This window comes from Halorubrum aethiopicum, from assembly GCF_001542905.1.
GTDB classification, from domain to species: Archaea; Halobacteriota; Halobacteria; order Halobacteriales; family Haloferacaceae; genus Halorubrum; species Halorubrum aethiopicum.
The window spans coordinates 2,455,019-2,475,432 of record NZ_LOAJ01000001.1 but is presented as its reverse complement, the minus strand read 5'-3'; the positions used below and the strand labels follow the sequence as shown (position 1 = coordinate 2,475,432).

General features: G+C 72.4%; 12 protein-coding genes. 6 read left to right on the top strand and 6 right to left on the bottom strand.

Annotation, left to right across the window (positions count from 1 at the left end; genetic code table 11):
- Positions 1–60 precede the first annotated feature (60 nt).
- Positions 61–2,136 (bottom strand): alpha-amylase MalA, encoded by a 2,076-nt coding sequence (gene malA / locus AXA68_RS11760; RefSeq protein ID WP_066416960.1) that lies wholly within the window; start codon positions 2,134–2,136, stop codon positions 61–63.
- A 181-nt stretch (positions 2,137–2,317) separates the two neighbouring features.
- Here malA and AXA68_RS11755 point away from each other — a divergent pair, with 181 nt between their 5' ends.
- Positions 2,318–7,039 (top strand): glycoside hydrolase family 15 protein, encoded by a 4,722-nt coding sequence (locus AXA68_RS11755; protein ID WP_066416957.1) that lies wholly within the window; start codon positions 2,318–2,320, stop codon positions 7,037–7,039.
- Positions 7,040–7,136: 97 nt separating this feature from the next.
- The gene (locus AXA68_RS11750) at positions 7,137–8,207 is read left to right on the top strand and encodes a pyridoxal phosphate-dependent aminotransferase (RefSeq protein ID WP_066416954.1); all 1,071 of its coding nucleotides are present in this window, start codon (positions 7,137–7,139) and stop codon (positions 8,205–8,207) included.
- A gap of 66 nt (positions 8,208–8,273) precedes the next feature.
- Here AXA68_RS11750 and AXA68_RS11745 read toward each other — a convergent pair whose 3' ends face one another.
- On the bottom strand, positions 8,274–8,750 hold the full coding sequence (locus AXA68_RS11745) for a hypothetical protein (RefSeq protein WP_066416948.1): 477 nt from the start codon (positions 8,748–8,750) through the stop codon (positions 8,274–8,276).
- Positions 8,743–10,539, bottom strand: a complete 1,797-nt coding sequence (locus AXA68_RS11740; protein WP_066416943.1) for a MutS-related protein — start codon at positions 10,537–10,539, stop codon at positions 8,743–8,745. The genes AXA68_RS11745 and AXA68_RS11740 overlap by 8 nt, the downstream gene beginning before the upstream one ends.
- Positions 10,540–10,729: 190 nt before the next feature.
- On the opposite strand from AXA68_RS11740, the gene AXA68_RS11735 reads away from it, so the two are divergent.
- The 3 genes from AXA68_RS11735 to AXA68_RS11725 all read left to right on the top strand — a co-directional run bounded on the left by AXA68_RS11735 (position 10,730) and on the right by AXA68_RS11725 (position 14,540).
- Complete coding sequence (locus tag AXA68_RS11735) at positions 10,730–12,010, top strand: MFS transporter (protein WP_066416942.1); 1,281 nt, start codon at positions 10,730–10,732, stop codon at positions 12,008–12,010.
- Positions 12,011–12,100: 90 nt separating this feature from the next.
- Positions 12,101–13,801, top strand: a complete 1,701-nt coding sequence (locus AXA68_RS11730) for a methyl-accepting chemotaxis protein (protein WP_066416939.1) — start codon at positions 12,101–12,103, stop codon at positions 13,799–13,801.
- A 1-nt stretch (position 13,802) separates the two neighbouring features.
- Positions 13,803–14,540, top strand: a complete 738-nt coding sequence (locus AXA68_RS11725; RefSeq protein WP_066416937.1) for a bacteriorhodopsin — start codon at positions 13,803–13,805, stop codon at positions 14,538–14,540.
- Between the two features lie 69 nt (positions 14,541–14,609).
- Here the strand turns inward: AXA68_RS11725 and AXA68_RS11720 are convergent, their stop codons facing one another.
- Both AXA68_RS11720 and AXA68_RS11715 read right to left on the bottom strand, forming a co-directional pair.
- Complete coding sequence (locus AXA68_RS11720; protein ID WP_066416933.1) at positions 14,610–15,758, bottom strand: acyl-CoA dehydrogenase family protein; 1,149 nt, start codon at positions 15,756–15,758, stop codon at positions 14,610–14,612.
- Positions 15,759–15,841: 83 nt separating this feature from the next.
- Positions 15,842–17,194 (bottom strand): adenylosuccinate synthase, encoded by a 1,353-nt coding sequence (locus AXA68_RS11715; protein WP_066416932.1) that lies wholly within the window; start codon positions 17,192–17,194, stop codon positions 15,842–15,844.
- 260 nt (positions 17,195–17,454) lie between these two features.
- Here AXA68_RS11715 and AXA68_RS11710 point away from each other — a divergent pair, with 260 nt between their 5' ends.
- The gene (locus tag AXA68_RS11710; protein ID WP_066416926.1) at positions 17,455–17,760 is read left to right on the top strand and encodes a hypothetical protein; all 306 of its coding nucleotides are present in this window, start codon (positions 17,455–17,457) and stop codon (positions 17,758–17,760) included.
- Between the two features lie 87 nt (positions 17,761–17,847).
- On the opposite strand, the gene AXA68_RS11705 is transcribed toward AXA68_RS11710, so the two are convergent.
- On the bottom strand, positions 17,848–20,328 hold the full coding sequence (locus AXA68_RS11705) for a DUF7527 domain-containing protein (RefSeq protein ID WP_066416924.1): 2,481 nt from the start codon (positions 20,326–20,328) through the stop codon (positions 17,848–17,850).
- Between the last annotated feature and the right edge of the window lie 86 nt (positions 20,329–20,414).

Below are 20,414 nucleotides of genomic sequence, written 5' to 3'. Positions count from 1 at the left end.
CGGCTCCGCGCTCCCTCCCGCCGTCGCGTCGGTCGTCACGCCACCGCGCCCTACCTCGTCCTACCTCCCCGCCGGCACCACCGCCACGTCGTCGACGCGGATCCGGTCTTCCCCCTCGGCGTCGGCCTCCACGCAGGGATCGCCCGTGACGACGTCCAACCGCCCGTGGTCGGCGTCGACGGCGACGAGCGCCTCGCCCGGCGCGAAGTTGAGGACGACTACGAGCGCCTCCGAGCCGCGTTCGCGACGGAACGCCACCACGTCGTCGGGGTGGACCGCGTCGCTCTCGGCGGCGATCTGCCGTTCTCCCGTCCCGTCGCCGGCGACGCGGTAGTCGACTCGCTCGAGGTCGCCCTCCGGGCCGAGCGCCGGGTGCGCGTCGTGGGCGGCCGACAGCCGCGCGTAGCGCTCGCGGACCTCCTCGCGGGCGTGCTCCCAGGCGATCGCGTCGCGCCGGCCGCGCTGGCCGATCTCCTGGCCCGCGTACACCATCGGCACGCCGGGAAGGGTGAACGTCGCCGCGGCCGCCGCGGCCGCCGCGTCGTCGCCGCACTCCACCCGATAGCGGGTCTCGTCGTGGTTCTCGACGTACTGGAGGAAGCCGGCGTGGTCGGGGAAGCCGATCGCGGCGCGCTTCTCGACCGCGTCGATCACGGCGTCGGCCGGCTCGTGGCCGCGCCCGACCTGCCGGAGGGTGAAATACAGCGTCGCGTCGAAGTGGACGTCGAACATCCCCTCGTGGAACCGGGGGACGTACGGGATCGTCTCGTCCATCAACAGGAACTCCGGGTCGGCCGCCTTCACGCGGTCGCGGATCTCCCGCCAGAGCGAGTCGGGGACCGCCCACGCCATGTCACAGCGGAAGCCGTCGACGAGCGGTGCCCACTCGTCGACCACGTCGAGGAGGTACCGCCTGACCGTCAGGTTCGCGTGGTTCAGGTTCGCGATCAGCTCCCAGTCGAAGTAGGTCTCCGGCTCGCCCGACGACTGCCACTCGTAGCGGTCGCGGTACGGCGAGTCGGGGTTCCGGTAGGCGTCCCGGAACCAGGGATGGTCGCGGGCGGTGTGGTTCAACACGAGGTCGAAGAGCACGCGCATCCCGTTGTCGTGGGCCGTCTCGACCAGTCGCTCGTAGTCCTCGCGGTCGCCGAGGTCGTCGGCGACGGAGCGGAAGTCCGTGATGTTGTAGCCGTGCGGCTTCCCGTCGTTCTCGAGCACGGGCGTGAGCCACAGCGTGTCGACGCCCAGTTCGGCGATCTCGGGGAGCCGCTCTTCGATCGCGGCGAGCGTCTCCCCGTGGTCGGCGTCGGCGAAGGTCCGGACGTACACCTCGTAGACGCTAGCGTCCGCGGTCCACGCGGGCGGTCGGTTCGGCCGCGTCACCGCGAAGGACTCGCCCGCCGTCGGGTCGCCGAGAGCGTCGCCCCCGGCGAACGGGTCGGAGCCGCCGCCGTCGACGCGGTCGATCGAGACGGCGTCGGCGACGCTGACGCGGGCGTCCTCGCCGCGCTCGCGGGCGACGGCGACCGCGTGAACGCGCAGTCGGTCGGGAATCGACCCGGTCGGCAGCCGGAGGATCGCCCCGCCTTCCGTCTCCGTCTCGGTCACCGCGTCCCGCGGGTTCGTCCGGCCGGCCGCGGTCGCCGCGGCCACGTCGCGGTCGTCGATCACGAATCGCACGGCGAGGTCGTCGGCCGCGAGCGACGAGGCCGGGTTCGGCGTCGCGGCCGCGCGGACGACGACCTCCGCGTCCTCGATCTCGGCGTCGAGTCCGATCCGGGGCGGGCCCCCGTCGTCGGCGAGCCTGCCGGCCGCGTAGTCGATCCCCGCGCGGTCGGCGTCGCGGTCGCGGATCGCCTCGCCGCTGCCGCCGGCGACGTCGACGCCCGCGTAGGCCGCGGAGAACGCCAGCACGGTCAACAGGTGGTCGCCGTCCGGGGCGTCGAGCCCGAGCCGGTACTGGCCCGGAACGTCCGGGGTGAACTCGGTCACGGGGTCGGACCCGACGGTCGAGTCGCTCGTCGGCGGCGCGTCCGCGACCCGCCACGCGTAGCGGCCGTCCGGGTCCGGGTCCCGCGGCGCGAGCTGTACCGTCTCGCCGGTGGAGACGAACCGTGGGGGTCCGGGGTGGTGCATGCCGGCCCATCGACGCCCGGGGTCTTCGGTGTTGCTCTCGACGCCAAACTGGCGCGTCGCCGTCGAGGCCCGTACTCGCCGCGCGGGACTGCCCGGTCGGCTCCGAGACGACCGTCTCGATCGGCCGAGCAGCTTCGCCCGGTCCGTCAAGGCTTTTGCTCCCGCGGCCGGCAGGACTCGCATGCGACTGCGAACCGCGATCACGGAACACAAACGTCGCCGCGGCGAACGTTACTCGACGGAGCGGCCCACCACCGTCGGGGCGTTCACCGGCGACGGCGGTCGGCTGGTCCACGTCGGGCCGGACGGCGACGCTCACGACTGTTCGTACGCGCTCTCCGGCGTGGGCGGGACCGACCGAGTCCGGATCGGGATCGCCGGAAGCGGCGGCGTGCGGTGGCTCGCCGACCTCGAGACCACCCGACAGCACTACGACGGCGACACCCCGCTCGTCGAGACCGAGTACGACGCCGGCCGGTACACCGTCCACCAGTTCGACCTCGTCGTCGGGGACGCCCACCTCACGCACGTCGTCCTCCGTGGGTCGCCGCCGGCGAACGCCGACCTCGTCGCCAGCTGCGCGTTCGCGCCCGACATGGTCGAGGGCCGCGTCGGCAACCTCGTCCACGAGGGGGCCGGCCCCGCCGACGGCGACGTGATCGAGGTGTTCCACCGCCGGGAACACGACTTCCTCACCGCCTCCACCGGCCTCTCGGCGGCGCACGGCCAGCGCCAGGAGACGATCCCCCAGTTGCTCGGCGAGGACGACGGCCGGACCCCGCACCGCGGCGAGATCGACGAGCGCGAGGACACCAGTCTCACGCCCGACGTGGTCGTCCGGGCTCCCTTCGAGCGCGACGGGCGGACCGAGCGCGTCACCCTCGTCAGCCGCCCCGTCCTCGACGAGAACGGAGGGTCCCCGAGTGCGCCTCGCGACGGAACGCGGCTCGCGGAGGACGCCGACCGCGCCCAGCGGCTCGAGACGGTCTCGCGGATCGCGACCGCCCACGCCGACACCGAAAGCGTCCGCGAGGCGGCCGAGGCGCGCGCGCCGGCGGTCCCCGACTCGGTTCCCCGGGGAGCGACGGTCGCGAGCGACCTCCGGGCGCTCGACTTCCTCGAGTCGGCCTCCGGCGGTCGGATCGCCGGCCCCGAGTTCGACCACTTCTACGCGACCTCCGGCGGCTACGGCTACACGTGGTTCCGCGACGAGGCGGAGGCGTCGAGCGCGCTGCTCGCCGCGAGCGAGGAGCTCGAGTTGGACGCGCGCGAGGACCTCCTCGCGTCGGCGGCGTTCCTCTGTCGCACCCAGGACGCCGACGGGAGCTGGCCCCACCGCGTCTGGGCCGACTCCGGAAAGGTCGCGCCGGGCTGGGCGAACGCCCGGATCGAGGCGGGCGACGGCGCGAGCCCCAACGACCAGCTCGACCAGCCGGCGTCGGTCGTCGCGTTCCTCGCGGAGCTCCGGCGTACCACGGAGGTACCCGAGCCCCTCCGCGCCCGGGTCGACGAGGCGATCGCCGACGCGGTCGCGTTCCTCCGGGAGACGACGCTCGACGACGGGCTCCCCCGCCGCTGTCAGAACTGCTGGGAGAACGCCATTGGACGCTTCACGCACACGGGCGCGACGTACCTCCGCGCCTTCGCATCGGTCGCGCGTGCCCCGCTCGGGGCGGACCTGCGGGCCGCGGCCGCGACCGCCGCCGACGACGCGGCCGCCGGGCTCCAGGACCGGTGGATACCCGAACTCGAGCGGTTCCCGCAGCGCGCCAGCAACGGCGACGGCGACGAGCGCGCCGACGCCAGCACCTTCGCGCTCGCGGACGCGCTCGCCGAGTACGTCGCGCTCGCTGGGGAACGACCGACCGTCGCCGGTGGCGGTGCCGAGGCGGACTCTCCGCTCGGTCCCGTCCCCGACGCGGTCGACCTCGACGCGCTCGTCTCGCAGGTGTCGACGCACGTCCGGACGTCGATCGACGCGCTGGGACGCGAGACGGAGCACGTCGAGGGGCTGGTCCGGTTCGTCGGCGACGACTGGCGGACGGCGGAACAGGGCGGCGCGAAGGTGTGGTCGATCGCGACGCTGTGGGGCGCGGTCGCCGCCGGCACCGTCGGCGGGATCCTCCGGTCGCGCGACGAGAACGCGGATCCGCTCTTCTCCGCCGCCCGCCGGCTGTACGCGCTGTGTGAGTCCGACGGCCCCTTCGCGAACGAGTCGGGCCTGCTCGCGGAGCAGGTCTTCGACGACGGCGACCTCGATAGCGCGACGCCCATCGCGTGGGCGCACGCGCTCCGTCTGGACGCGACCGCGACGCTCGCGCGACACGGGACGCTCCCGGTGCCGCACGATCGCCCCAGCGGCCCGGAGGCCCCGCGGTGGACGACCGGCCGAAAGTTCGGCGTCGGCACGCCCGCCGATCACGCCGCAGAGGACCCGGTCCCCGTCTGGTTCACGCTGACCGAGGGGGCGCTGACGGAGGCGCGGTTCCCCCGGATCGACGTGATGAACCTCCGGACGTTCGACTTCCTGATCGCCGACCCCGAGACGGGACACACCGTCCGGACGTTCGACGAGACGGGCCACGTGACGACGACGGAGACGATCACGCGAACCACCGAGCCGAGCGCCGAGGACGCGCTCGCGTACAGACAGACGATCCGCGAGTCCGGCGACGGCCACGGCCACAGTTGGACGCTCACCGTTGAGTACGCGGTCGACACTGCGGGCGACGCGATCCTCGCGGACGTCGAGTTCGAGGGGGCCCGCGCGTACGACGTGTACGCGGTCGCGGACACCGCGCTCGCGAACGTCGGCACCGACGACCGCGGGAGCCGCGTCGGCGACGGCCCGTACCACCTGCTCGCCCACAGCGAGAGCGGGAACCGCCCGCCGGGGAAGCTGGTCGACGACGAGGGCGAGCCGTTCGAGGTCGCCGCCGCGGTCACGAGCGCCGACGGCTTCGACTGGGCGGGCGCGTTCGCGGCCGGCGACGACGGGCTCGAGTCGCTGTTCGGCGGCGGCGAGCGGGCGGCGGCCGGCGAGGTCGACGCGACCGCGAGCGGCAACGTCGTGCTTGCCGGCCTCCTCGGGAGCGGGACGACCGTCTCCGAGACGGTCGCGATCGGGTTCGCCGAGCGGGGCGACACCGCGGCGGCGCTCGGCGAGGCGGAGGGGGCGCTCTCGCGCGGCTTCGAGGCCGTCGAGTCGGCGTACGTCGACACCTGGCGCGAGTGGCTCGCCGGGCGGGAGTACCCGGACGCCGTGACCGGCGACCCCGACCTCGAGGCACAGTACCGGTTCGCGCTCATGACGCTCGCGGCCGTCGAGGACAAGCGTCACGACGGGGCCGGGATCGCCAGCCCGTCGGTCCCGTGGGGCGAGACGGAGTACGCCGAGGAGGACCGCGGGTACGGCTACAACTTCGTCTGGTCGCGCGACCTCTACCAGGTGTTCACCGCGCTGGTCGAGGTCGGCGAGGTGGAGCGCGGCGCGGACGCGCTCGCGTACCTCTACAACACCCAACAGGACGGCTCCGGGTTCCTCCCGCAGAACACCTACATCGACGGGCGGACCCGCTGGGGCGGCGAGCAGATGGACAACATCGCGTTCCCCTCCGTGATGGCGTGGCAGCTGTACGAACGCGGGGTGACGCTCTCGGATGCCGATTACGACTACGAGCAGGTTCGCCGGTCGGTCGGATACGTGGCCCGGAACGGCCCGCAGACCGCCCAGGAGCGCTGGGAGGAGGAGGCGGGCTACTCGCCGTCGAGCATCGCCGCCGAGATCGCGGGGCTGACGTGTGCGGCCGCGCTCGCGCTCGCGGAGGCGGACCGGATCGAGGCCGGCGGCTCCGCCGCGGAGGGTGACGACGATTCCGGCACGAGCGACGCGCCGTCACCCGGATCCCTCCGCGCGGACGCGCTCGCGTGGCTCGCGCTCGCCGACGACTGGGCCGACCGCGTCGAGGAGTGGTGTGCGACGGACACGGGGACGGACCGCCACGACGAGACGCCCTACTACCTCCGGATCACCGCCGACGGCGACCCGAACGCCGGTCGGCCGCGGACGATCGCCAACGACGGGCCGACCTACGACGAGCGCGAGATCGTCGACGGCGGCTTCCTCGAGCTCGTCCGGCTCGGCGTGAAGCCCGCCGACGACCCGGTCGTCCGCAACTCCGTCGAGGTCGTCGACGACTCCATCCGGGTCGACACCCCGCACGGCCCCGCCTGGTACCGCTACGTCGGCGACGCCTACGGCGAGCTCGGCTACGGCGACCCCGGCGGCCCGTGGGCCGGCACCGGCGACGGGAAGGGACGGCTCTGGCCCATCTTCACCGGCGAGCGCGGCGAGTACGAGCTCCGCGCTCGCGCCGACGGCCCGGACGCATTCGGCGGCACCGACGACGCCGCGCTCGAGCCGGGCTCGCTGCTCGAGACGATGGCGGGCTTCGGCAACGACGGCCGGATGCTCCCCGAACAGGTGTGGGACCGCGAGCATCCGACCGAGTACGGCTGGGAGTTCGGCGAGGGGACCGGGGGGGCGACCCCGCTCGCCTGGTCGATGGCGGGGTTCATCCGCCTCGCACACGGCGTCGACGCCGGCGAGCCCGTCGAGACGCCGGCGGTCGTCCGCGACCGCTTCGTCGAGCGTGACCGCCCCGCGGCCCCGGAGCTGACCGCCGACGCCGAACTCGAAGACGGCGCGGTCGTCGTCGCGGGCGAGACGACCGGCGAGCGGGTCGCGGTCTTCACTGCCGGCGGGTCGGCGCTCGCGACGCCGACGGACGGCGCGTTCGAGGTCCGGATCGCGGACGACGACGCACGGACCGTCGTGGTCGCGGCCGCCACGGACGAGGAGTTCGAGAGCGCGGGCACCGCGGTCGAGCGGATCCGGCTGTAGGCGCTCCGGCCACCGATCCGGCGGAGGCACCCCGATCCCGGCCGCGTTCGCCCACACCGAACGGTTATCACCGACTGCCCGTGTATACCGGCCAACCATGGAGATCCCCCCCTTCGAACTCGAACGCTGGCTCGACGAGTACGAACCGGACGCCGACCTGATGCTCGCAGAGAGCGGCGTGCGGAGCCTCCCAGTCGACAGGTTCGACCTCGACGTGGGCGAGCTCGGATACGTCATCCCGACCGACGGGGAGCCGGCGTTCCGCGCGGAGATCGCCGAACGCTACGGCCGGGACGCGGAGGAGGTCGTCCTCACCTGCGGGACGCAGGAGGCGGACTACCTCACGTTCATGTCGCTCTTGGACGAGGGCGACCACAGCGTCGTCGTCTCGCCGACCTACCAGTCGCTGGCGAGCGTGCCCGAATCGATCGGCGAGGTGACCGAGGTCCGGACGGAGCCGCCGGCGTGGGACCTCTCCGTCGACGCCGTCGCGGAGGCGATGCGACCCGAAACCCGGCTCGTCGTCCTCACGAACCCGAGCAACCCGACGGGGAAGTACCTCGGCCCCGAGACGATGGAGGCGCTGTACGACCTCGTCGCCGAAAACGACGCGTACCTCCTCGTCGACGAGGTGTACCGGATGCTGGCCGACGATCCCCACCCGCCGGCCGCCGCGCTCGGGCCGCGGGCGATCTCGGCCGCCGGCGTCTCGAAGTCGTACGGGCTGGCGGGCGCGCGCGTGGGCTGGGTCGTCGCGGACGCGGCGATCGCGGACGGGGTGCGAAGGTGGAAGGACTACACGACGATCTCGCCGCCGCTCGTCGGGAGCCACGTCGCGAGACAGGCGCTCGGCGAGCAGGAGGACGACATCCTCGAGGCGAACCGCGCGCACGCGAAGGCGAACCGGGAGCGCGTCGCGGAGTTCCTCGACCGCCACGGACTCGAGTGGTTCGAGCCGACGGGCGTGAACGGGTTCCCGACCGTCCCCGACGGGTTCGAGAGCGGCAAGGAGTTCTGTCGGTCGGTGTTCGACGCCGAGAGCGTCGTCCTCGCGCCCGGCGAGGTCTTCGGCCACCCCGACCGCTTCCGGATCGGCTTCGGCCTCCACACGGAGGAACTCGAGGAGGGGCTCGACCGGATCGGCCGCCACATCGAGGCCGAGCGCTGAGGTCGCTCCGGTGACGTCGTAGCGCGCGAACGACGATGGTGATCGTCGATGTCGGGTCAGCCGCGGTCACCCGAGCGCGACCACGTCGACCTCGTGAACTCCGCTCTCTTCCGTCCCTTCCTCCGGCTCCTTCGCCGCCCCGCCGATCGGGATCTCGACGCTTCCGCCGACCGCCTCGCGCACGGCCGCCCGCCAGTCCTCGACCGCCTCGGCGTGTCGCTCGCGGCGGGTCTCCACGTCGGCGTCGGGAAACGCGGCCGCGGTCTCGTCGACCTCGGGGTACGGCGGCGGGTCCGCGACCAGGTCGGCCGGGTCGACGTGGATCGGGCCGCCGCTCCCGTCGGCGTCGACCTCGGGGACTCCCTCCACGGCGTGGATCCGCGCGCGCATCCGGCCGGCGTACGGCGGCGTCACCCGCAGGACGACCCGCCTGTCGGTCCGCAGCGTCGCCTCAAGGGCGTTCGCCACGTCCTCGCGGTGGACCGCGATCGACCGGATCCGCGTCGGGTCCGATCCCTCGTCGCCGCGTTCGGGATCACTCATCCGCCGATCGGTCGCCCTCCGGCGTCCAGCGCGCGTCCGACAGGGTCCGCTGGACGGCCTCCTCGCCGACCGCGGCCGCCAGGTGCTCGAACCCGCCGCGGACCGCCCGGTCGCTCGCGTTCGCGACGAGCCGCGAGACGATGAACTCCGGGGTCGACTTCCCGACCGTGCCGAACCGCGGCTGGTAGTCGACGCGCAACTCGAGGTCGTTCGTGAGCCCCTCCGCGAAGATCCCGTCGATCCGCGCCGGATCGGGCAGCGGGCTGAGGTCGTCGGCGAGGTGGGTGACGTACACCCCGAGCGCGCCGCGCTCGACCGTGAGGTCGACGAGGCCGTTGAGGAGGTCGGCGGCCCGCCCCGGCTCCGTGATCGCCTCGAACTCGTCGACGAGCATCAGGGTCCGCCCCTCCTCGACGAGCGGGGGGACGACGGAGCGCAGCGTCGACTCCAGCACGCCGGCGTTGAAGGAGGCGTGTCGGCGGTGGAAGACGACCCGGTCGAACGTCCCGACCTCGGCCTCCTCGGCGGGCACCGGGAGCCCCATCGACGCGAGCAGCGCGACCGCACACAGCGTCTCCAAGAGCGTCGTCTTCCCGCCGGAGTTCGCGCCCGTGAGGACGCTCACCCGGTCGCCCGCCGGCGGCGACTCGGCGGCCGAGACGCCCGCCCCGGCGGGAAGCGAGTGGTCCCCGACCGCGTACGACACCGGCTGGACGTCGCCGTCGACGAAGGGGCTCCGAGCGTTTCGGACCGCGAGGCCGTCCTCGACGAGCCGGGGACGGACCAGGTCGTACTCGGCCGCGAACCGGCCGAGCGAGAGGTCGACGGCGACGTCGGAGACGACCTCCACGGCCCGCGAGACGTCGCCGCCGGCGTCGCCGATCCGGTCGCTGAGGTCGGCCGCGACGTCCGCCTCGCGCTCGTCGACCGCCGCGGACAGCTCCTCGACGAGCCCGCGGAGGGTAGCCGAGACGAAGTCGGCGGCGTCGAGCGCGTCGTCCGGCGCGGCCGCCCGGACCGTCGCGGGGTCGACGCCCGTCTCCGTCGCGACGTGGTCGACGGTCGCGGCCTCCAGGGCCTCGAAATCGCGGAGCGACCCGTCGCGAACCGTCTCCAGCACGTCGAACGCCGAGTCGGCGAGGTCCTCGGCCGCCGCGAGCCGCTCGCGGAGCCGGTCGAGCTCGTCGTCCGCGCCGGGGGCCACCTCGACGTCGTCGTCGCCGAGCGAGCCGCGCACGTTCCCGAGCGCGTCCGCGGCCTCCCGGAGCGCGTCGTCGTCGAGGTCGGCGAGGGCGTCGAAGGTCTCGCCCGTCAGCCCGACCTCGCGGAGGGCGAGCGCGGTCTCGACGGCCGCGCGGTCGGTCCCGCCCGCCTCGTCGTAGGCCGCGAACGCGTCGACCACGCGGTCGCGCTCCCCGTCGTCGAGGGCGCGCCAGGCGTCGCGGGCGGCGACCACCTCCGCGAGCCTCGTCTCGATCGCGTCCCGGTCGAGCGAGGGCGTGAGGACGCGGATCCGGTCGGCCGCGTGTTCGGTGAGGGCGTACCCCGCCGCGAGCGTCAGGAGGTCGTCGTACACCTCTCGCGTGTCGCCGGTCGCGAGGACGCCCATGCCGGCCTCCCCGTTCGCCCGGCGGAGGATCCGCGTGGCGCGCCCGCGGTGGAGCCCGGCGTCGACGAGCGCGCGGACGTCGGCCGACTCGATCGCCTCGACGGCCCGCTCGACGCCGAGCTCGGCGGTCAGAAGCTCGCTCGTCTTCGGGCCGATCCCCCAGTAGTCCTCGAGTCGCATGGGTGGACGTCTCGGCGCGGCCGCTTGGTGTTTTCGTCCGTCCGATCCGGATCGCCCCCGCCGATCGGCGCTTCTGCCCCCTTCCGGCCAACTCGCCCCGCGTCCCCCTCCGACTGGCGCTTCCGCCTCCTTCCGGCCGGCGTGGCCGCGACCGAACCGTTCAGGTGGATCCCCCGCGGACCCGATCGGCGTGTACGACCCGCTCTCCGCGCTCCGAGGGTTCTCCCGTCCGGTGTACGTGGTGGGGGCGGGCCAGTTCGTCAACCTGTTCGGGTCGGGACTGGTGTACCCGTTCGCCACGGTCCACTTCCATCTCTCCGTCGGCATCGCGCTCTCGCTCGTCGGGATCGGGCTGCTCGCGAACAACCTCGGCACCGCCGCCGGCACGACCCTCGGGGGCTACGCCGCCGACCGGTACGGACGGAAACCCGTCATGGTGACGAGCATGGCGCTGTCGTCGGTCACGCTCGCGGCGTACGCGGGCGTCGAGCCGCTCGCGGCGGCGACGCCGCTCTCCCCGGCGATCTCGTTCGTCGCCGTCGCGGCCGCCGCGGGCGTCACCCTCGGCCTGTACGCGCCCGCCGCCCAGGCGATGATCGCCGACCTCACCGACGGGGAGACGCGGGACCGCGGCTACGCCCTCCTCAAGGTCGGGAACAACGCGGGCTTCGGCCTCGGCTTCGTGGTCGGAGGGATCCTCTACGAGTTCGCGGAGCTCTCGGTGTTCCTCGGCAACGGGCTCACCTCCGGAGTCGTCGCGGTCGTGCTGTTCGCGTTCGTCCCCCGCGTCCGCACCGCCACCCGCGACGTCGCCCTCCGCGACTCCGTCGGCGACTGGGGGCGGGCGGTCGCCGACCGGCGGATCCTCGCGCTCGCGGGACTCAACGTCGGGTTCGCCGTGATGTACGCACAGATGCAGGCGACCGTCCCGGTCGTCGCGATCGAGACGCTCGGGCTGAGTTCGGGACAGCTCGGTACCCTCTACACGCTCAACCCGCTCGTGATCGTCGTCCTCCAGCTGCCGATCGTGGCCGCGGTCACCGACTGGCGACGAACCCGCGGGCTCGTCGTCTCGGCGGGGCTGTGGGGCGTCTCGATGCTCGCCGTCTGGGCGGCGGCCGGCGTCCCCGCGCGGGTCGGCGTCGGACTCGTCGGCGCGTTCCTGGTGTTGCGGACCCTCGGCGAGATCCTCCACGCGCCGCTCGTCACGTCGCTCGCGTCGGACCTCGGCGAGGCGAGCGAGCGGGGGTCACAGCTCTCGCTCCTCGAGGTCGCGAAGCGGCTCGGGTTCGGCGTCGGATCGGCGGTCGGCGGGGCGTTCTTCGACTACGGCCTCGAGTGGCTGCTGTGGCCGTCGCTCGCGGCCGTCTGCGGGATCCTCGCCGTCGGACTCCTCCGGTTCGAGCGGTCGATCTCGGCGGCGGAGAACGGGCGCACCGCCTCGCGCTCCGAGCCCGCGACCGAGTCGTGAGGCGTCGCGAGCGATGCCCACTCCGGATATCACGGCTGATACTCCGACGCTCGATTTTATCCGTGGAACGGCCCTCCGTGTTCTCTATCGATGGGATTCGAACCGCTATCTCGACTCCGAGCCAGTTACGGCGTGAAGCTCGCGTCGTCGCTGGTCGGAGTGATGGGTGTCTCGGTCGCGTACGGGGTCGTCGTCTACGGCCGTACGGGAGATCTCGGTCCCGCGGGGGAGGAGGTCCGGTCCGGGTTGGTCGGCATGACGTTACTCGCCGTGATAGGGATCGCGCTGATCGGGGTGACCGTGGGCTCGAACACGGTCGTCTCGCTGCGACAGCTCACCCGGAAGGCCGAGCGGATGGCCGACGGCGACCTCGACGTCGCCCTCGAGACCGGACGCAGCGACGAGATCGGCCGGCTCTTCTCGGCGTTCGACGGGATGCGCGGCTCGCTCAGACGCGAGATCCGCGAGGCCGAGGAGGCGCGGGCGGACGCCGAGGCGGCGCGCCGCGAGGCCGACGAGCGGGCCGCGACGATCGAGCGCAAGGCGACCGCCTACGAGGAGGCGATGCGGGCGCTCGCCGACGGCGACCTCACCCGGCGGGTCGACCCCGACTGCGAGAGCGACCCGATCCGTCGGGTCGGGACCGCGTTCAACGAGATGGCGGCCGAGCTCGAGGGGACGGTCGCGTCGGTCGCGTCCGTCGCCGAGGACACCGCGACCGTCGCCGGGACGGTCGACGACCGGACCGAGAACCTGCGGTCGACGACGGGGACGGTCTCCGGGGCCGTCTCGGAGATCGCCGACGGCGCGCGGACCCAGCGCGACGACCTGCGCGCGACGACCGACGAGGCCGAGTCGCTCGCCTCCTCCGCGGAGGAGGTCGCGGCGACGGTGGGCGAAGTCGCCGAGACCGCCGAACACGCCGCGGCGGTCGGCGAGGAGGGACAGGAGGCGGCCGAGGCCGCGCTCGCGCAGATGGACGCCGTCGAGGCGGTCACCTCCGAGACGACCGACGAGATCGAGGCGCTCGCCGAGGAGATCGAGGAGATCGGCGAGGTCGTCGACACGATCGCCGAGATCGCGGAACAGACCAACATGCTCGCGCTCAACGCCTCGATCGAGGCGGCGCGCTCCGACGCCGACGGCGCGGGCTTCGCCGTCGTCGCCGAGGAGGTCAAGAGCCTCGCCGAGCGGACCCAGGAGTCCGCCGCCGAGATCGAAGATCGGATCGGCGCGGTCCAGGCGCGCGCCGAGGCGGGCGTCGACTCGATAGCTGAGACCGAAGACCGGATCGAGACCGGCGTCGACACCGTCGAGACCTCGATCGACGCGCTCGAGCGGCTCGCGGAGGCCTCGGAACGGACCGACGAGAGCATGACGGAGATCACCCGTGCGACGGAGTCGCAGGCGGAGACGGTGGACACCGTCGTCGGCCACGTCGAGGACGTCGCCGCCATCAGCGCACAGACCGCGAGCGCCGCCGGCGACGTCACCGGCGCGGTCGACGAACAGGAGCGGACCCTCGCCGCCGTCGAGAACGCGGCCGAGGCCCTCTCGAGCCGCGCCGGCCGCCTCCGACGCACCGTCGAGAGCTTCGAGTACGACGCCGACGAGGCGGACGAAACCGGCGGTGGCCTCGACCTGGAGGGGGTCGTCTCCGAGAGCGTTCCCTCCGAGGGGGTGGCGACCTCCGACGGCGGGCGGGACCTCGTTTCGGGCGACGACCCCGGTGCCGACGGGGGACGCACCGCCTTCGACTTCGCCGGCGACGGCCCGGAGGGGGTGAACTGAGATGCTCGCGAACGTGACCGTCTGGGCGTGGATCGGCGCGGTCGGGATGCTCGCCGGAACGGTTCCCTCGCTGTGGCTGTGGTACCGGCGGCCCTCGGAGGCGAGGTACTACGCGACGCTCGCCGGCGTCACGGGGATCGCGGCGGTCGCGTACGCCGCGATGGGCCTCGGCGTCGGCAACGTCGTCACGTCGGGCGGGACGCTGCCGGCCGCCCGATACGTCGACTGGCTGCTCACGACGCCGCTTCTGATCGCCTACCTCGCGCTGCTCGTCCGGGCCGATCGAGCGACGATCGCGACGCTGATCGCCGTCGACGTAGTTGTGATCGCGGGCGGCGTCGTCGCCGTCGCGACGATCGGAACCGTCTCGTGGGCGGCGTTCGCCGTCGCCTCGTTCGCGTACCTCGGGCTCGTCTACGGGCTGCTCGTGAAGCTCCCGCGGTCGGCCGCGGCGCGGGCGGACCGCGTGCGCGCCGTCTTCTACACGCTCCGGAACATCACGGTCGTCCTCTGGACGCTGTACCCCGTCGTCTGGCTGCTCGCGCCGACCGGGTTCGGCCTGCTCACGCCCGCGACGGAGATGCTCGTGTTCGTCTACCTCGATTTCGTCTCGAAGGTCGGGTTCGCGATCGTCGCCGTCGGGGGCGCGGACGCGATCGCGTACCTCGAGGACGACGCCGCTCGCGGGAGCGAGACCGATACCGGGCCGTCCCCGGCGGGCGCGGAGTCGGCGGACTGAGGACGGGGAAGCGGATCGAGAAGGAGGACGGAAGGAGAGTGCCGCCGCGGGCCGTTTTCGCCGACCGTTTCAGCGCGACTGCCGGTAGATGAGGTTGCGCTGGATGTCGTTCGCGCCCTCGTAGATCACCGGGATCCGCGCGTCGCGGTAGACGCGGGCGATCCGGCGGTCGGCGAGGACGGAGCGCCCGCCGTGGAGCTTCATCCCCTTCTCGGCGCAGTCGACCGCGACCTCCGTGGACTTCGTCTTCGTCAGGGCGGCCCAGTAGCCGGCGTCCTCGCCGTTCGCGACCTTCTCGCAGGCGCGCCAGTTGAGCGCCCGGGCGGACTCGAAGCCGATCCGCATGTCCGAGAGGGTGTGTTGGACCGCCTGGAACTCGTTGACGGTGCGGCCGAACGCGTTGCGGTCGTGGACGAACGCCTCCGCCTCCTCGATGGCGGCGGCGGCGAGCCCCAGCCCGTGGCCGCCGACGATAACCCGACCGTGGTTGAAGAAGTCCGCGAGGACGTAGAAGCCGCCGCCCTCGCTGCCGATCACGTTCTCCTCGGGGACGAAACAGTCGTCGAGGACGATGTGGCCCTGCTTCGACGCGCGCATCCCCATCTTCTCGGGGATGTGTTCGGCCTCGTACCCCTCCGAATCGGTCTCGACGACGAAGAGCGTGTAGTTGGAGTAGCGGTCGTCGCTCTCGCCCGTTTTCGCGTAGACGGTGAGCCAGTCGGCCTCCACCGCGTTGCCGACCCAGTACTTCTCGCCGGTGATCTCGTAGCCCCCCTCGACCTTCTCCGCCTCCGTCGTCATCCCCGCGAGGTCGGAGCCCGTCTCCGGCTCCGACACCGCGAGCCCCGAGATCTGGTCGTTCTCCGCGACCGGCCGGAGGTACTTTTCTTTCTGTGCGTCGGTGCCGTACCGCTCGAGCATCTCACAGCCGAAGCTGGCGAGCTGGAGCGTGAGGGCGATGCCGGCGTCGGCGCGGTAGAACTCCTCCGCGATCGCGAGCACCTGCGCGAGGTCGAACCCCTTCCCGCCGTACTCCTCGCCGATGTCCTGGGCGACGAGCCCGGCGTCCATCCCGGCCTCGAGCACCTCCCAGGGATACTCGCCGGACTCGTAGTACGCCTCGGCGTTCGGCGCGATGTGCTCGTCGGCGAACTCGCGGGCCTCGCGTTTGATCTCCCGTGCGCGCTCCGGCACGACGCTCTCGTCGAGTAGGTCCATGCCCGCACTCCGCCCCACCGCGACAAAACCTTCGTGGAACAACGAAGAACTCGGGGTTCGTTTATTCGTTTCCTCGACTCCGCCTACGCGTCAAACGGGTTCGCCAGCTCGATGGTCTCCTCGCGGTCCGGGCCGACGCCCACCGCGTACACCGCCGCGTCGGTCTCGTCGGCGACGAACTCGACGTAGGCCCGCGTCGCCTCGGGGAGCGCCTCGTACCCCTCCGCCGCGACCGCGGTCCAGTCGACCGCCGACCAGGTGTCGAACTCGCGGTAGACCGGCTCACACCGCTCCCACTGCCGGGTCGTCGTGGGGACGGTGTCGAGCCGCTCGCCGTCGAGGTCGTAGCCTACGCAGACCTGAAGCTCCTCGAGGTCCGCGAGCACGTCGACGTGGTTGATCGCGACGCCCGTGAACCCAGAGACGCGCGAGGCGTGGCGCAACATCGGGAGGTCGAGCCAACCGATCCGCCGCGGCCGGCCGGTGACCGTCCCGAACTCCCCGCCCTTCTCGCGGATGTCGTCGGCGAGCGACTCCTCGCGGTCGTCGCCGTCGAGCTCCGTGGGCATCGGCCCCGAGCCGACCCGCGAGAGGTACGCCTTCACGATGCCGACGACCTCGCCCGACCCGACGGTCGTGACGCCGAGCCCGGAGCCGACGGCCGCCCCGCCGGCGGTCGGGTTCGAGGAGGTGACGAAGGGGTAGTTGCCGTGGTCGACGTCGATGGAGGTCCCCTGTGCGCCCTCGAAGAGGATCCGGTCGCCCGCCTCCCGGCGGCGGTGGAGGAAGTCGCTACAGTTGACGGTCATCCCGTCGTCGTCGAGGCGGTCGCCGAACTCGGCGAACTCCTCGAAGAGCGCGTCGACGTCGAAGGCCTCGGCGTGCTCGGAGTCCGCCACGTCGAGCCCGTAGACGCCCTCGGCGACGGCGCGGTTGTGCGAGACGGCGTACTCGAGGCGCTCGCGGAGCACGTCCCGGTCGAGCAGGTCGCCGATCCGGATCCCGCGACGGCCCGCCTTGTCCTCGTAGGTGGGGCCGATCCCGCGGCCCGTGGTGCCCACCTCGTCGCCGGCGTCGTCGTCGGCCTTGACCGCCTCCTCGATCCCGTCGAGGACCCGGTGGTACGGGAGGATGACGTGCGCCCGGCGCGCGACCCGGACGTCGGGGTCGAGCCCGCGGTCGCGGAGCGCGTCGATCTCCGAGAAGAGCGTCCGCGGGTTGACCACGCAGCCGTTGCCCAACACGCCGATCGTGCCCCGAACCGCGCCGCTCGGCACCAGCGATAGCTTGTACTCCTCGCCGCCTTCGACGACGGTGTGGCCGGCGTTGTCGCCGCCCTGATAACGGACTACGACGTCCGCGTCCCCTCCCCACCGGTCGACGAGCGCGCCCTTGCCCTCGTCCCCGAGTTGGGAGCCGACGATGGTGACTGTCATACCGCTCCCCCCTTCCGACCGGGGGGTAAAACAGATTACGGTCCGTCGTCGCGATCACCGCACGGACGTGGATCGATCTCCGAGCCCGTTCGGGAAGATATCCCCGTTCGTGTGCTTCTCCGACGCCCCGTCCCCGGCCCGCGTCGGTCGGATCCCGATCCGAACCGTTAACTACTCGCATGTCAAACCGTGAGCCGGAATTCGTCCTCCGCCCCTCGACAGCAACTTTTAAAAAGGGGCATGACGAGTTAACATATGGCATGATAGATCGACTCGAGAAAGAGGTAGATATGCTGGAGCGGCACCTTCAGGTGCTGCGGATGGTCATCGAGAACGAACCGATCGGGATCGTGAAGATGTCCAACGAGACGGGCTACCCCCACCACAAGGTCCGCTACTCGCTTCGGGTCCTCGAGGAGGAGAACCTCATCGAACCCTCCAGTCAGGGCGCGATCACGACCGAACGCACGCACGAGTTCGTCGACGAACTCGACGAGAAGCTCGACGACACGGTCGAGAAGCTCGGCTCGATGCGGATCGACGACGCCGCCGAAGTCGAGAACTGATCGACTGGCCCGTTTCGACGCGCCGCCCGAACGACCGACGACCGAGTTTTGCGACGACGAGTCGCGTCTCCGTACGGCCCGCGCCCGCTACAGGTCCGGGACCGTCAGGTGGAACCCGCCGTCGCGCGACTCCACGAGACACAGGTGGTAGCCGCGCTTGCGCGAGAGCTTCACGAAGCTCTTCCGTTTCGATCGGTTGAACAGGCCGCCGCCGACCGCGTCGCTCGCGGCCTCCAGCGCGTCGGGCTCGAAGAAGCTCGCCGTCACCGCGAACGCCCCGGCGAACGCCTCGTTCGACTCCGCTATCACGCCGCCGTTCGCGACGAGCGACTCGAGTGTCGCGCCCGCGGTCGGCGCGCGCGAGTCGTTGAGTTCGGCGACGAAGAGCGGGTTGCCCATGCGGTCGCGTAACACCAGGTCGAACGAGCGCTGCTCGCGGACCTCCTCGCCGTTCTCCCGGATGACGACGGAGACGGAGCCGCCGATCTCGGCGCGGTCGATCTCGGGGAGGGCGTCGTAGAGGTCACGCAGCGCGCTCCCGTTGCCCGTCTCGCCGACCTCGAAGGGAAGCTCCTCGACGAGCCACTGCGTGAAGCCGTACTCCATCGTTCCCCGCAGGAACGACTCGAACGGCTCGCCGTCGACGAGCAGGCCCTCCGTCTCGAAGCTCGTGTGGTGTTCGATCCGGAGGTTCTCCCGGAGTTCCTCGCGGTTCACGGCCCCGTCGTGGGCGTCCTCGAGCGTCGTGCCGCCCTTCGAGTCGTACCTGACGAACAGGTTGGTCCCCTCGCGCGCCTCGGCGGCCGACAGGCTCCGTTCGCCCTCGGGCAGCCGCGACTCCGCCCGATCGAGCTGCTCGCGGAGGCGCTCCGCCTCCGAGCGGAGCCGCTCGAGTTCCTCCTCGAGGCGGTCGCGTTCGGCCTCGAGTTCGTCGCGCTCGGCCGCCACCTCCTCGCGGGCGGACTCGGCGGTCGAGAGCGCCGATTCGAGCTCCTCGATCCGTTCGCGAACCTCGCTCGGGGCCCGCCCCGAGACGGCGGTCCGCCCCGATCCGGACCGCTCCGTGGAGCGCGGGCTCGGCGACGACCCCTCCGCCGAACCGCGCCCGGCCGTCGACCCCTCCGAGGCGGTCCCGTCATCCCGCGACTGGCCCGACGCTCCGGCCGAGCCGTCGGGTCGGCTCGAGGGGCCGCCGGTCCGCCGATTCGTGCCCGACGCCGACCCGGCGGACGGGTTCTCGCCGCGCTCGCTGGTCTCGGACGGGTCGAGCGCGGGGATGGACTTCGTCTCGCGCCATTGCGCCTCCTCGGAGAAGACGTCGTCGTCCGAGGGGTCCGCCGACGCGGCCGACGCCTCGGCGCGTCGGTCGGTCGATGCCTCGGACCGTCGCCCGGTTCCCGCTCTCGTCGCGTTTCGGTCCGCCGCCGTGGCGTTTCGGTCCGCCGCCGCGTTCTCCGGTCTCGCCGTCGAACGGGATCGATCGTCGCGATCGTCCGACTCGGTCGCGTTCGACGGCGGCGCGGACGGGTCCTCGCCGTCGTCTCCCACGTCGCTCCGATCCCGGTCCGGCTCCCGGTTCCGTTCCGTCTCCCGGCTTCCGTCCGTCTCCGTCGACGGGTCGTCCGGTTCCGCCGCGGTCGAGCCGTTCGAGCCCGGCCGTTCCGGATCCTCCGTTCCCGCCGCGGCCGACTCGGTTTCCGACGCCCCCTGCCGGTCGGCGTCGGCGACGCCCTCGTCTCGAGGACCGTGGTCCGGGGTATCGTCCCGCCGGCGACTGTCCTGATGGGGGCCGGCGTCCGTCTCACCGGCGTCCGTTCCGTCCGCGTCCGTCCCGCCGGCGGCGACCCCCCGGTCCGCGGGGTCGTCCGCCTCGTCCGCGTTCTCCTCCCGGTCGTCGCCCGCGTCGATATCCGCATCCCCGTCCGCACCCGCGTCCGCGCCGACGCCGGCGACGGCCCCGGCTCCGGGTTCGGGTTCGTCGGACCGATCGTCCCCGGCGGCGTCCGCGTCCTCGTCGGACCCCCGATCGGGCTCCGGGATCTCCCGGACGTCGAGGTCGACCTCGTAGACGGTGTAGATGCCGACCTCGTCGTTCGCGAGGTCGAAGGCGTCCTCGCCGGTCTCGAGCCGGCGCGCGTTCCCGACGAACGCGGCCGCCATCGACTCGCCGGCGGTGTAGGTGACGTAGTAGTCGCCGGAGAGCACGTTCTCGGAGAGCTCGACGTAGCCGGTGAAGCCCCCCTGTGAGAGCTTCCGGTCCGCCTCCGAGAGCGGCGTGTCCTTCGTGTAGTACCGCGCGCGCTGCTCGCCGCCCCGTTCCTGCATCGCGAAAAGCACCGGAAGCGCCTCGTGGGGCGCCTCGTAGGCCGTTCCGGAGGCGTCGGCGAACGCGTCGAGATCCGCGTCGACGGTCCCGACGACGCGGCCGTCGAGCATGAACAACCACCCGGTGCCGTCGGTCGCCGCCCCCGAGAAGCCGCGGTCGGCGAACCGGCGGAGCCCGTCGAATCCGTCGTCGAACTCTCGAGCGTTCCACCCGGTGATGTCCTCCCTTCGCTGTGCGTCCATCTTACCGGTATTCCCCGGCACCGACCCAAATACTTTCCGGACCGTGAGACGGTCGTCAGACACCGGATCGCCCGGATTCGGCGGAC